The organism is Chryseobacterium endalhagicum (assembly GCF_016745235.1).
Taxonomy (GTDB): Bacteria; Bacteroidota; Bacteroidia; order Flavobacteriales; family Weeksellaceae; genus Chryseobacterium; species Chryseobacterium endalhagicum.
Genome location: NZ_JAELVM010000001.1, coordinates 399,771 through 413,228 on the forward strand (window position 1 = coordinate 399,771; position 13,458 = coordinate 413,228).

At 38.4% G+C, this 13,458-nt stretch carries 10 protein-coding genes; 1 reads left to right on the forward strand and 9 read right to left on the reverse strand.

Annotated elements, in window-relative coordinates; all coding sequences use genetic code 11:
• Window positions 1-179: 179 nt before the first annotated feature.
• Entirely contained in the window at window positions 180-2,072 is a 1,893-nt protein-coding gene (htpG, locus tag JET18_RS01730) for a molecular chaperone HtpG (RefSeq protein WP_202088842.1), read from the reverse strand.
• A gap of 287 nt (window positions 2,073-2,359) precedes the next feature.
• On the opposite strand from htpG, the gene JET18_RS01735 reads away from it, so the two are divergent.
• The gene (locus JET18_RS01735; RefSeq protein WP_202088844.1) at window positions 2,360-5,248 is read left to right on the forward strand and encodes a prolyl oligopeptidase family serine peptidase; all 2,889 of its coding nucleotides are present in this window, start codon (window positions 2,360-2,362) and stop codon (window positions 5,246-5,248) included.
• 64 nt (window positions 5,249-5,312) lie between these two features.
• On the opposite strand, the gene recA is transcribed toward JET18_RS01735, so the two are convergent.
• The 8 genes from recA to JET18_RS01775 all read right to left on the reverse strand — a co-directional run bounded on the left by recA (window position 5,313) and on the right by JET18_RS01775 (window position 13,364).
• The gene (recA, locus tag JET18_RS01740) at window positions 5,313-6,317 is read right to left on the reverse strand and encodes a recombinase RecA (protein WP_202088846.1); all 1,005 of its coding nucleotides are present in this window, start codon (window positions 6,315-6,317) and stop codon (window positions 5,313-5,315) included.
• 203 nt (window positions 6,318-6,520) lie between these two features.
• Window positions 6,521-7,714, reverse strand: a complete 1,194-nt coding sequence (locus JET18_RS01745; protein ID WP_202088848.1) for an oxygenase MpaB family protein — start codon at window positions 7,712-7,714, stop codon at window positions 6,521-6,523.
• A gap of 143 nt (window positions 7,715-7,857) precedes the next feature.
• The gene (locus JET18_RS01750; protein ID WP_202088850.1) at window positions 7,858-8,631 is read right to left on the reverse strand and encodes a response regulator transcription factor; all 774 of its coding nucleotides are present in this window, start codon (window positions 8,629-8,631) and stop codon (window positions 7,858-7,860) included.
• A gap of 373 nt (window positions 8,632-9,004) precedes the next feature.
• The gene (locus JET18_RS01755; RefSeq protein WP_202088852.1) at window positions 9,005-9,598 is read right to left on the reverse strand and encodes a hypothetical protein; all 594 of its coding nucleotides are present in this window, start codon (window positions 9,596-9,598) and stop codon (window positions 9,005-9,007) included.
• 85 nt (window positions 9,599-9,683) lie between these two features.
• Window positions 9,684-10,691 carry a type I glyceraldehyde-3-phosphate dehydrogenase gene (gene gap, locus JET18_RS01760; protein ID WP_062649883.1) on the reverse strand — a complete coding sequence of 336 codons (1,008 nt, stop codon included), beginning with the start codon at window positions 10,689-10,691 and terminating at the stop codon, window positions 9,684-9,686.
• Window positions 10,692-10,722: 31 nt separating this feature from the next.
• On the reverse strand, window positions 10,723-11,709 hold the full coding sequence (gene pfkA, locus JET18_RS01765) for a 6-phosphofructokinase (RefSeq protein WP_202088860.1): 987 nt from the start codon (window positions 11,707-11,709) through the stop codon (window positions 10,723-10,725).
• 83 nt (window positions 11,710-11,792) lie between these two features.
• Entirely contained in the window at window positions 11,793-12,665 is an 873-nt protein-coding gene (locus JET18_RS01770; RefSeq protein ID WP_202088862.1) for a DUF4846 domain-containing protein, read from the reverse strand.
• Window positions 12,666-13,022: 357 nt separating this feature from the next.
• On the reverse strand, window positions 13,023-13,364 hold the full coding sequence (locus JET18_RS01775) for a winged helix-turn-helix transcriptional regulator (protein WP_202088864.1): 342 nt from the start codon (window positions 13,362-13,364) through the stop codon (window positions 13,023-13,025).
• Between the last annotated feature and the right edge of the window lie 94 nt (window positions 13,365-13,458).

The following is a 13,458-nucleotide window of genomic DNA, read 5'->3' on the forward strand; positions in this document are numbered from 1 at the left end:
ATTTAAATTATGCAATATTTTTTTCTCTGTCATTGCGAACCTTTAGGTGAAGCAATCTCAGATCTGTGAAACAATAAAGCATTTTAGAGATTGCTTCGTCGCATAGCTCCTCGCAATGACGGATGCACAAAAAAAGCTGCTCCCAATATGAGAACAGCCTTAGTTTTCTGTATGATGGATTATTTCTCCAGCTGCTTATAGCTTCTTTGAATAAAATCCGTAAGGTCTTTTCCTTTCAGCAGATTCTGTGAAAGCTTGGCAAGATCCAGAGCATATTTGATCAGGGTTTCCTTTTCTTCAGGACTTTCTGTCTTTAAAATCTGGTTTGATAGTTCACTGTTTGAGTTTACGACCAAATTATACATTTCCGGGAAGCCTCCCATTCCGAACATACCGCCTCCGCCGGTGGCCTGCATTTCCTTCATTCTTCTCATGAATTCAGGCTGTGTAATGGTAAAAGGAGCATCATTGCTGTCTAGATCTTCAAGCTGAACGGTGAATTTTGCATCTTTTACAGCCTCTTCCACATCTTTCTTTAAAGATTCTTTTTCCGTTTCATTTAATTTTGAAATAACCGGCTCGTCTTTTTTAATCAGGTTATTGATGTGATCTGCATCCACTCTTGCAAATGAAATCTTCTCTTTTGAAGTTTCCAGCTTCTGAATCACGTGAGAGATCACCGGTGAATCCAATAACAGAACGTCATAACCTTTGTCATTCGCTGCCTGGATGTAGCTGTGTTGTTCATCAGCATTGGTTGCATACAGGATGACCGTATTGCCGTCTTTATCTGTGTGTGAAGGCTGGATTTTTTCCATCAACTCATTCCACAGGAAATATTTTCCATCTGTAGTAGGGTATAATGTGAATTTATCTGCCTTTTCCGCGAATTTCTCCTCCGTGATAATTCCGTATTCAATGACAATTTTGATGTCGTTCCATTTTTTCTCATAATCTTCGCGGTTCTCGTTGATCAGGGAAGACATTTTATCTGCAACCTTTTTAGTGATATAAGAAGAAATTTTCTTTACAGCACCGTCTGCCTGAAGATAAGAACGTGAAACATTCAGCGGAATATCCGGAGAATCTATTACCCCTCTTAAAAGCATTAAGAAGTCCGGAACAATACCTTTCACTTCATCTGTTACGAATACCTGGTTCTGATACAGCTGGATCTTATCCTTATCTATATTCAGGTTATTGCTCAGCTTCGGGAAAAATAAAACTCCCGTAAGATTGAAAGGGTAGTCCACATTCAGGTGGATGTTGAATAAAGGCTCCTCAAACTGCATTGGATAAAGCTCATGGTAGAACTTCATATAATCCTCATTGGTCAGTTCGCTTGGCGCAATCGTCCATGCCGGGGTTGGGTTGTTGATGATATTGTCCACTTCCTCAGTTTCTGCAACGGCATCTTCCGGAGCGTCTTCCGGTAAAGGAAGGGTATGTGTTTTTGTTCCGAATTTAATAGGAACAGGCATGAATTTATTATATTTTGAAAGCAGTTCACGGATCTTTGTTTCTTCTAAAAATTCTGTAGAATCTTCTGCGATATGAAGAATAATTTCCGTTCCTCTGTCGGTTTTATCCGTTGTTTCTTCTAATGTGAATTCCGGGCTTCCGTCGCAGATCCAACGAACGGCAGGCTCATCTTTGTAAGATTTAGTAAGGATTTCCACTTTTTCAGCCACCATAAATGCAGAATAGAATCCAAGACCGAAATGGCCGATAATTCCGGAGTCTTTAGCTGAATCTTTATATTTTTCAAGGAATTCTTCAGCTCCGGAAAAAGCAACCTGGTTGATGTATTTTTCAACCTCTTCTCCCGTCATCCCAATTCCCTGGTCGATAATGCGTAATGTTTTCTGCTCTTTATCGATCTTTACTTCAAGTTTCGGATTTCCGTATTCCACTTTAGCTTCCCCGATGCTTGTTAAATGCTTTAATTTTAAAGTTGCATCAGTAGCATTGGAGATTAATTCTCTTAAGAATATTTCGTGGTCACTGTAAAGAAATTTTTTGATAAGTGGGAAAATGTTTTCCACAGATACATTAATATTTCCTTTAGTCATAATGTTTTAGATTTTTTTAATTTCCTAGTAATGCTCAAAAAAAATACCGTTTGATGAAAAGTGACATTTTGACATTTTTTTGCTGGAAGCAGAAATCTTGAGGCAGGAAGTTTTGCTTCACCCTTTTATTTGAAAGAGCTTGAATTTGCATAACTTTCGACAGATTAAAACATCATGGCTGACTTTAGTTCCTTTCTTCCAGCCTCCATCTTTCGTAAAAATAACCCTAACGCATTGCAAATTTGTCAATGAAATGCCTTATTTTTAAATCTTAAAATTATTTTATAATGAAGTTGAAATATACAGTTTTTATTCTGCTCATCATGACCTGTTTTATGTATGGGCAGAAAAAGCCTTTAGACCATTCTGTTTACGACAGCTGGCAAAACATAGGTGCGAGAAAAATCTCAAATGATGGAAAGTGGGTTGCCTATTCTGTAGATGCTCAGGAAGGAAACCCCAATCTTTTTTTATATTCAGTAAAAAATAAAGATTCGAAGAAGTTTCCCCGAGGAACAAAAATGGAGTTTACGAGTGATTCCAGATTTGGTGTTTTCCAGATACGCCCTTTGTATAAAGATATAAAAGCGGTGAAGGATAAAAAGCTTAAACAGAATAAGCTAACCAAAGACAGCCTTGCTATCGTTAATTTTTCAAGTGGAAAAACGGAGAAAATTCCTAATGTTAAAGGATTTAAAATTCCTGAGAAAGGAGGTTCTTATATTGCTTATCTTCTGGAAAATATGAAAGATAAATCCTCGGATGATGCTTCTGATAAAGAAGATGGAGAGGAAAAGAAAGACGATGATAAAAATGCAAAGCCGTTACAATTGGTCGTACGAAATCTTTTGAACGGAAAAAGCACAACCTATGATAATGTTGCCCGTTATGAATTCAGTAAGAATGGGAAACAGCTTGTTTTTGTAACCAAAAAGCCGGAAGAGAAAACCAGGAAAGAGAAAAAAGATTCGTTGGATGATAAATCTGCGGATAAAAAAGTTGTTGATAAATCAAAGCCAAAGAAATATACGCTTCAAACCGTACAGGTCGTTAATTTACAATCTGGAGCTGTTGAAAAAATTTCGGAAATGGAAGGCGATTTTTCGCAGTTGTCTTTTGATGAAGAAGGAAATCAGCTGGCATTTGTAGGAACTCCTTCCGCTCAGAATGATTTGGTGAAACTGTATCAGCTGTATTATTTTAATTTTAAAAATAATAAAAAGGAAACTGTAGCCAATGATCATACCCAGATGAAAAAGAATTGGGTAATTTCCGAAAACCGTCTGCCAATATTCAGTAGAAACGGGAAACAACTCTACTTTGGGGTAGCTCCAAAACCTGTTGCAAAAGATACCGCAATGATTGCCAATGATCATGCTGTTGTGGATATCTGGAATTATAAAGATGATTATCTGCAAACAGTACAGCTGAAAGAGTTGAAAAATGATCTGAAAAAGTCTTATGCAGCTGTAATGCAAACGGAAAAACCAGATTTTTTCAGAAATATTGATGGAGAAGATTTGGATACCTTAAGATTGGTCAACGAAGGGAATGCCGGATTTGCGCTGGGTATTACCAGTCTGAACAACCGTGTTTCTTCGCAATGGGAAGGTTCCACAAAGAAAACCTATTTCCTTATTGATAATAATACGGGCGAAAGAACAGAAATTATTCAAAATCTGAACGGTGCGGTTGCTGTATCCCCGCTGGGTAGATTTGTTGTGATTTTTGACAGGGAAAAAGGCAGGTGGTTCAGTTATAATGTGAAAACAAAACAAACCCTTCCACTCAATAACGAATTACCGGTTTCCTTTGTGGATGAGGAGTTTGATATGCCCGATTTTCCAGATCCTTATGGAATCGCCTCCTGGACAGATAATGATGAATCCGTGATTATTAAAGACCGTTTTGACCTTTGGGAGTTTTTCCTGAATGGTTCCAAAAAGCCAAGAAATATCACGAATGGATTCGGACGGAAAAATAAAATAACATTTGATACGTACAGTTTAGATAAAGATATTAAAAGCTTAAACCGGAAATCTCCTGTTTATTTGTCAGCTTTCGATAATACATCCAAGTCGAACGGAATTTTTAAGACATCCATTCACTCCAATGCTGATCCTGAAAAAGTTCAGATGGAAAATGTCTGGGGATACCGAAGTCTTCAAAAAGCGAAAAATGCAGAAGAATATATTTTGATTAAAGAGTCCTATACCGATTCTCCAAATATTTTTGCAACATCAGATTTCTCTAAGCAGGACAAGCTGAGTAATACCAATCCGCAGCAGAACTTTTATAATTGGGGAACAGACGAATTAATACACTGGACGACGCCAAAAGGAAATTCGTCTGAAGGAGTTTTATATAAACCGGAAGATTTCAATCCGGACAAAAAATATCCTATGATCGTTTATTTCTATGAAAAACTTTCTGATAATCTGAATCGTTATGTAGCTCCGGCTCCCACGCCTTCAAGATTAAATATCTCTTATTTTGTGAGCAATGGATATTTGGTTTTTACCCCCGATATTTCTTACACCGACGGCTTTCCCGGAGAATCTGCAATGGAGTACATTAATTCCGGAGTTGAAAAGTTAAAACAAAATTCCTGGGTAGATGGCTCGAAAATAGGAATCCAGGGGCAAAGCTGGGGTGGTTATCAGGTAGCCTATCTGATTGCCCATACCGATATGTATGCTGCAGCATGGAGTGGAGCCCCTGTTGTGAATATGACTTCTGCATACGGAGGAATCCGATGGAGCTCAGGGATGAACCGCCAGTTTCAGTATGAAAAATCACAAAGCAGATTAGGGAAAAATCTATGGGAAGCACCGGATCTCTACATTAAAAATTCACCGCTTTTTACGATTGATAAAGTGAAAACTCCGGTAGCCATTATGAGTAATGACAAAGATGGGGCAGTGCCTTGGTATCAGGGGATTGAAATGTTTACTGCATTACGCCGTCTCGGAAAACCGGCCTGGCTTCTGAACTATAATGGCGACGACCATAATCTGGTGAAGCGTCAGAACAGAAAAGATATCCAAATCCGCGAACAGCAGTTTTTTGATTATTACCTTAAAGGGGCTAAAGCTCCGGCCTGGATGACGAAAGGAGTTCCAGCCACGCAAAAAGGAAAAGACTGGGGATTTGAGTTAACAGACGAAAAACCTTAATGGAAAATAAAACCCGGCGGAGCCAAAGGCTCCGCCGGGTTTGTTAATATATCTTTAGAAATTACTACTTTTTACTGGCAATTTCTTCTTTGATCTTGTTTTCCAGTTCTTCCGCAAGCTCAGGATTGTCTCTTAAAACATCCTTCACCGCATCACGTCCCTGACCTAATTTAGTCTCTTCGTAGCTGAACCATGAACCACTTTTCTTCACAATTCCTTTATCCACGGCAGTATCAAGAATTTCTCCTACTTTGGAAACTCCTTCACCATACATAATATCAAATTCTGCCTGCTTGAACGGAGGTGCTACTTTGTTTTTCACAATCTTCACTTTCACACGGCTTCCGATAGCTTCATCACCATTTTTAATCGGTGCGCTTGCCTTTCTGATATCCAGTCTTACTGAAGCATAGAATTTCAGGGCATTACCACCGGTTGTCGTTTCAGGGTTTCCGAACATTACGCCGATTTTTTCTCTCAACTGGTTGATGAAGATTACGGTACATTTTGTTCTTGAAATAGTCGCGGTTAATTTTCTTAACGCCTGAGACATTAATCTGGCGTGAAGACCCATTTTGGAATCTCCCATTTCACCTTCAATTTCTGCTTTTGGAGTAAGCGCTGCTACGGAGTCAATCACTACGATATCAATAGCTCCTGAACGGATCAGGTTATCGGCAATTTCCAGTGCCTGCTCACCATTGTCCGGCTGGGAAATAATAAGGTTTTCAAGGTCAATTCCTAGCTTTGCCGCGTAAGTTCTGTCGAAAGCGTGCTCTGCATCAATAAATGCAGCAATACCGCCGGCTTTCTGAGCTTCAGCAATAGCGTGAAGGGTTAACGTTGTTTTACCGGAAGATTCAGGTCCGTATATTTCAATGATTCTTCCTCTCGGGTACCCGCCAACGCCTAATGCGATGTCAAGCCCCAAAGATCCTGAAGGAATTACCTCTATCGTATTGTCTACAGAGTCATCTCCCAACGTCATTACCGTTCCTTTTCCGTATGTTTTATCTAGCTTGTCAAGCACCAGTGCCAGTGCTTTTTTCTTATCTTCTATGTTGCTCATCTCTATTAAAATAATTTCTCAAAAGTACATAATTTAAACATCAAAAACTAATATTATTTAGGGCGAAAATAGGTTTTTAGAGTTAAAAAACAATAAAATTCTGATGCTGATCGTATTCATTACGAACACGATGCATGATTTTATGATTCAGAATATAAAAAATAAATTTTTGTTCCCGAAAGACCTTATTTTCCGATGCGGGTTTAATGGAAATTTGAATTTTTCGTGATTTTCAGATAGTCTTCCAGAACTTTCATCTGATCTTTATTTCCCTTTTTGATTCGGGCATCACGGCTTACCACCTGATCATAAATTCTGTTGATGAAAATTTTTGTTTTGGGAAATAAATTTTTGTTGGAAACATCAGGAATCTGAAGTCTTTTACATACTTCGTCATCCAGCAGGAACCATGTACAGCAGATATGAAGATATCTTAAATTTTTTCTTTGAAATTTGAATTTTAAGATAGGATTTTCCAGAGATTCATTCAGCAGGGAATGAGCAAGCAGAATAGAATCCTTATCCGAAGGCGGCTGCACAGAAGTCCAGAGATAGAAATATTCCGTTGCCTGTTTTTTGTTGTCCGGCAGAATCTGTTCAGGGATTCCCAATAAGTAGCCCACATATTTCCAGAGGTGGAAAATTCCTTTTTCCTCTTCGTCAGAAAACGTATTCCCAAGCTTTTGCAGACTGTGAAGAAAAACGAGACTGAAACCGATATACGTGGCCATCATATCCCATGAATTGATAGGCTCGCCCCAATTTTCAGTATCCCACTGCTTGTAATGTTTCTTAATCGAAAGTCTGGCGTAAGAATGGATAAGTCTTGTTTTTATGGCAAATTCATAGCCTTTTGCATGAATTTCCAGAGCATCATACCGGGTAGCGTTGACCCAGAAATCAAGTGTTTCGGAAAGACGTTTCACAGCCCCTTTTTTCAAGGCTTCCGTAGCTGTTAATGGTTTATTGAGGTAAGAATAGTCATAACCACCCATCAGGCAGTAATCCCTCAGCGAGATCAGAGAGTCCAGATTGCAGCGCATACAGAGCTCTGCGCCGCTTTTCAACAGGCTGTAATCCAACCATTCCGGAACCTTCTGGGTCTGGGCAAAAAGTTTTTTTACACTGTCCGGAACATGGTCGCCTTCTGCCACTCCGTTCCGTATATAGTTTTCAATTTCTCTGGAGGCTTCGTGAAATTTTTTAACAAGATAAACTTCTTTCACCACCTCATCACCAATCTCATCTGCATGATAAAAAAATGCTGAAAACTGCTCAAAGTTTTTAAAGCTCACTTCGGCACCTGAAAAATCAATCAGCTGTTTTCCATTGCCTTTTTCCCAAAAACTTCTGAAGTGGGGAGAATCTTTAAAACGGGGTTGCGGTATTCGTTCCATGGCAGATAAAAATACAAGTTTTGAACCGAAATTCCCTGGTGAGATTTATCAGCCTCAACAAATTTGGAGGCAGGCGCTGAATAGAAGTGCTGGATACCGCTGGTAACTTCCAGCTTCTCTCTTCCATCATCATCCTTGGAATCTTAAATAAGCCCTCTTTCAAACGCTTTTTTCACAAGCTCTTTACTGTTTCTGGAATCTGTTTTCCGCAGGATGTTTTTTCTGTGTGTGCGTACGGTATGTTCAGACAGAATCAGTGCCTGGGCTATTTCAGGCCCGGAGTACCCTTTCGTGATCAGGGCTAGAATTTCCATTTCTCTTTTCGTTAAATGTTCAGGAAAATTTTCCGGAATCGAAAAACAATCGAATTTCACCTGGTGAAAATCATTTCTCGGGCCTATCCCGGAAACAAGAACGGTGTAAGGATTTATTTTGGTGATATGATGGATGTTGGTGTGAATATTTATGGCCTGTATCGGAATACCGGTCTCATCTTCCATGGTAATAATGGACTGGTGGTGGAAGAGCTCGTAATTACCTTCCGCAGTTTTCATTCTGAAGCAGTAGCTGCATTTGATATAAAGCTGATGTTCCAGACCTATTTCTGTCATTTTGTCAATGAGGGTCTGTTCCGCTTTCATCACAAATTCAATATCATCAGGATGGGTAAGATCTATAACTTCCTTTAAATTTTCAGGATAGGAAGGGAGCCCATGAAGTTTGAGAATATTTTCGTGATGATGAGAAAGGGTACTGTTGGTGAGGTTGAGCGCGTAATAATAAAATTCACCTATGGCAAACATTTCGCCAATGATACGCTCTATGGGTGGCTTATCCAGAATTTTCCTGTCTCTTCTGACACCAGGGTACGTATTCCAGACCTCAATGAGAGGGTGTTTTTTTTCCGAATTTTCCATGGATAATAGTTTTATGCTAAAATAACCAAAATACTTGCAAAATACCACAAAAGGGGGATTTTTTTACTTTGATAAAATTCCAAACTTTGTAGGAACTAATAACCATGAACGCTCATTTTATTCTGTCCCGTTTTGTTTAATGATTTACTATTTCTTTTCTGTCATGAAAAAAATATAGATCATCAAATAATTGACAGACCGTCTGTCCGGGCGGTTTTTATTCTAAGTTAATAAATGAATGTTATAAAACCAGTTTACTCTTTTCTTTTTTAGTTGTTTGAAAATGATAAACTAATAGCCTCTCGTTGCTGGGAGGCTTTTTCTTTTACTTATAAGGCATATTCTTCCTATTATGAGGTTCATGATAGCCAATCTATGATATGTAAAATCCTAAGATTAACGCATAAATTACAGATAATATTGTAATTATAAATACGACAATATTATTTCTGCTTTGTTTTGTAAAAAGCTTTATAAAACCATAAGAAATTATTCCTAAACCTATAGCGAAGATATAAAAGATGTGACCGGAATATATGATTTGTAATTCCCATAGTATTCCGCCAATAGTTCCACCGATTATTCCGCCCAAGATACTTCCAACAAACGTACTGGGCTTAATTTCTAAATCTTTTTTTTCAGCCTCTATATTAGTAGAGGTGGTTTCTATAATTTGTCGTATTTCATCCGGCGACAATATTTCTGAAGTCAAATTGCGATTGATGTCATTTTTTGTCATCCCTTTTTGATACAGTTGGGCGGCATCGTTATTTATTCTCGCCTTTTCTATCTCTTTTTCTATAATTTTATCATACCGCTCTTTCAAAGATTGTATTCCTCCTTTCTTTTCTATAACAATATCCAAAGCTTCCTTTGCATCACTTGTATATCCATTTTTATTTAAATAGACTTCCATTAATTCAGTATCAGAATATTGAGAATATCTTTCAATAAGTTCATCAAGCATAGTGTAGTTTTAACGGTTAAATTAACAAAAAAAAACCTTCCCAACGGGAAGGTTTTTATATTACTCATTGCTTATCGCTCATTACTTATGATAAAGAAGCAGCGTGTACAAGCATGTCTACCAATTTGTTTGAGTAACCCATTTCGTTGTCATACCAAGAAACAAGTTTTACAAAGTTTGGAGAAAGCATGATACCAGCATCTTTGTCGAAGATAGAAGTTCTCTTATCTCCTACGAAATCCTGAGAAACCACTGCATCTTCAGTGTATCCTAAGATTCCTTTCAATTCGCCTTCAGAAGCAGCTTTAATTACTGAACAGATTTCTTCATAAGAAGCAGCCTTTTCAATTCTAACTGTTAAATCTACTACAGAAACGTCTACAGTTGGTACTCTGAAAGACATACCTGTTAATTTTCCGTTTAGTGAAGGGATTACTTTTCCTACCGCTTTAGCAGCACCTGTAGAAGAAGGGATAATGTTGTTCAGCGCAGCTCTTCCTCCTCTCCAGTCTTTCATTGAAGGACCGTCCACTGTTTTCTGAGTTGCTGTTGTAGCGTGTACCGTAGTCATAAGACCTTCAACGATCCCGAAGTTATCGTGGATTACTTTAGCTAAAGGAGCTAAACAGTTGGTGGTACAAGACGCGTTTGATAAAATTTTGATATCGTCAGTAAGTTCTTTGTGGTTTACACCCATTACGAACATCGGCGTGTCGTCTTTAGATGGAGCAGAAAGGATTACTTTTTTTGCACCAGCGTTTAAGTGGGCAGCAGCACTTTCTTTATCAAGGAATAAACCTGTAGATTCTACTACATAATCAGCACCTACTTCGTTCCATTTTAGGTTGTTAGGGTCTCTTTCAGCAGTTACTCTGATTCTTTTTCCGTTTACTACAAGATCGTTACCTTCTACAGAAACTTCTCCCGGGAAAATACCGTGTACAGAATCATATTTTAACATGTAAGCCATGTATTCTGCGTTGATTAGGTCATTGATTCCTACTACTTCAATGTTATCTCTTTCAGTCATTGCTCTGAAAACAAGACGTCCAATTCTACCAAAACCGTTGATACCTACTTTGATTGTTGACATAATACTTTGTTTTAGATTATATAAAAAATAATTAGATTGCTAAAATTTCGGAAATCAGTAAAAGATCTTTATTGATTTCATTGTGTTTTTTAATGGCTTCTTCAATAGCGGTATAAACCACATCATTGGAACGCATTCCTGCCATTACATTGGTTTTTCCTTCCATTAATCCAGTGACTGCACCGTAGCCTAATCTGCTGGCCAAGACCCGGTCTGCACAGCTTGGAGAACCTCCTCTCTGCATATGTCCCAAAATCGCTACACGAATGTCATAGTCAGGGAAGGTCTGTTTTGTTTTTTCTGCAAGCTCATAAACGTTGGCTAATTTTTCACCTTCCGCTACCACTACAATACTGGATGCTTTTCCGGTTTTCTCTGCACTTCTGAATTTCGCGAAAAGCTCATCAATGCTATCTTTTTTCTCTGGAATTAAAATATCCAGTGCTCCTGTAGCCAATCCACTGTTTAAAGCAATAAAGCCGGCATCGCGGCCCATTACTTCCACAAAGAAAACTCTGTTGTGAGATGTTGCGGTATCACGGATTTTATCAATGGCATCCATTGCAGTATTCAGTGCGGTGTCATATCCGATCGTATTATCTGTTCCGAAAATATCGTTGTCAATAGTTCCCGGTACACCAATAACCCTGATTCCGAATTCTTCATTAAAGATTTTTGCCCCGGTGAATGTTCCGTCTCCTCCAATACAGACTAATCCGTCTATTCCCAGTTTTAGGCAGTTGTCATAAGCTTTCTGACGGCCTTCCTTAGTTCTGAATTCAGCGGATCTGGCAGACTTTAGAATGGTTCCGCCCTGGTTGATTATATTTTTTACGGAACGGGGACCCATTTTCAGGAAATCATCGTGGATAAGGCCGTTATAGCCTTCCCTTACTCCGTAGCATTCGATATTATAATAGTTGGCGGTCCTTACTACCGCTCTTAATGCCGCATTCATACCCGGAGCGTCACCTCCTGAAGTAAGAACTGCAATTTTTTTTACAGCACTCTCTTTCATCAAGTAAAAAATTTCGAACACAAATTTACAAAAACAAGTTCAGATAATGGCAGTAAGTTGAGAAGAGTTTTGAATATAAATAATTAAAAGCTTCTAAAATTTGTCGGCTTGAAAAAATACCTCGCTGTTTTCGTTTCTGCAGCATTTACATCAAGACCGTACCACGGCGAAATTTTTTTATCAAAAGGGTTGGAAAGCGTATGAATAGATTGCGCCGGAGTGAACCCCTGACTTAATAAAAATAATTTGTCGCCCGCTTTATTTTTGCATACCCCTGAAATAAAGACAATATGCCCCGGACTTCCCGGTGTAATGAGGATATCACCCGTTTTCAGATCTGAAGTTTTGGCCACAGGTTTTGTTTCCTTATTCAATGAAATCGTTCCGGCATAATTGAAGATCAGATCCAGATAATTCCTGAAACTCCGGTAAGAATCATCAAAATCGGCTGTTTTTCTGAAACTGACGGAATTTCCTTTAACAAAAGCCCTGATGCCCTTTTTATAATCATTCCACGAAACCAGATCACCGCTTGTAAAATGAAACTTAATCTCATCAAATCTTTTGGCCGCAAAAAGATATTCTGCTCTCAGACGGATGGCGGCATCGGCACATTGCTGGAGGTCTTTAGTTCCCGTATCAATATCAAATACAGCTTCGTGAAGGTCCTGCGCTGCAATAGGCGTTCCGTCGTATTTTAAGATCTGGCTGCCATAAGGTTTTAGTTTAAAATTTTCGATAAAATATTCGAAAGAATCTGGTTTTTCTTCAACCCAGGTGTAGCCTTCAGGAGCAGGAAACCGTTCTTTAATGGTATTTTTATCCTTATTGATCTGAACCTGGTTTTCCGGAACCGATACTCCGGCCATGGTAGTTTTGCTTCCTGATACGGCTTTGTCATGGCTGCATGCAGTGATTATCAATACAGCGGTTAAGATGGAAATAGTTTTTTTCATGAGGTTTTATTGAACTATAAATATCATGTTTTTTTTGATACGAAGGCTTTTTAAACCCCTTCTGTTTTGTCTTATTCGGTAAAAAATCATCGATTTTTTAAAAACTTATGTGAACTTCTTCTTTGCAAATCTTTTTAACTTCAAAATAACCTCAATGTTCATCTTTTGTGACTTTTGTGGTTGAAGTTTTTACATTTCATTTGAAGAGAATTGTTGTTTTTTAACCACAGATGGCACGGATCTGCACAGATGATTGCGTTTTATTTTGGGATAAAATCTGCATTACCAGCTTAATCAGCGAGAGAAAGAGAAAGCAAGTGTTGTTGTAATTTATTATTCAGGATTAATCAGAAAAGATTAAACTTTTGAATCCTCATGAATCAGAAGTTTTCCCCAATCGTTCAAATGCCAGAGGATCTTTACCAGCTTTTCACCGAGCTCAGTTAGGGAATATTCCACTCTGGGAGGCAATTCATTAAACACTTGTTTAACCAAAATGCCGTCTTCCACCATTTCATTAAGATGCTGGTTCAAAACTCTGCGGTCTACTTTTGCAATGCCGCGCAGGAATTCGCTGGGACGTTTCTTCCCTTCATGGATCTGCCAAACAATAGGAATTTTCCATTTTCCACTGATGGTATTAACAGCTGCTTCCAGTGGGCAGATTTTATTTTCTTCGGCCTGTTCCTTTATTTTCATAACATTGACTTTTTTATCCCTATGGGGTAAAAATATGCGGTATTGTTTATCTTGATTGTCTTTCGGACTTTTGTAAAGTTAATCATTAATACAG

What these genes read in the sequence shown, in the direction of transcription:
- htpG (WP_202088842.1), bottom strand. Translation starts at nt 2,072, where the DNA reads ATGACTAAAGGAAATATTAATGTATCTGTGGAAAACATTTTCCCACTT.
- JET18_RS01735 (WP_202088844.1), top strand. Translation starts at nt 2,360, where the DNA reads ATGAAGTTGAAATATACAGTTTTTATTCTGCTCATCATGACCTGTTTT.
- recA (WP_202088846.1), bottom strand. Translation starts at nt 6,317, where the DNA reads ATGAGCAACATAGAAGATAAGAAAAAAGCACTGGCACTGGTGCTTGAC.
- JET18_RS01745 (WP_202088848.1), bottom strand. Translation starts at nt 7,714, where the DNA reads ATGGAACGAATACCGCAACCCCGTTTTAAAGATTCTCCCCACTTCAGA.
- JET18_RS01750 (WP_202088850.1), bottom strand. Translation starts at nt 8,631, where the DNA reads ATGGAAAATTCGGAAAAAAAACACCCTCTCATTGAGGTCTGGAATACG.
- JET18_RS01755 (WP_202088852.1), bottom strand. Translation starts at nt 9,598, where the DNA reads ATGCTTGATGAACTTATTGAAAGATATTCTCAATATTCTGATACTGAA.
- gap (WP_062649883.1), bottom strand. Translation starts at nt 10,691, where the DNA reads ATGTCAACAATCAAAGTAGGTATCAACGGTTTTGGTAGAATTGGACGT.
- pfkA (WP_202088860.1), bottom strand. Translation starts at nt 11,709, where the DNA reads ATGAAAGAGAGTGCTGTAAAAAAAATTGCAGTTCTTACTTCAGGAGGT.
- JET18_RS01770 (WP_202088862.1), bottom strand. Translation starts at nt 12,665, where the DNA reads ATGAAAAAAACTATTTCCATCTTAACCGCTGTATTGATAATCACTGCA.
- JET18_RS01775 (WP_202088864.1), bottom strand. Translation starts at nt 13,364, where the DNA reads ATGAAAATAAAGGAACAGGCCGAAGAAAATAAAATCTGCCCACTGGAA.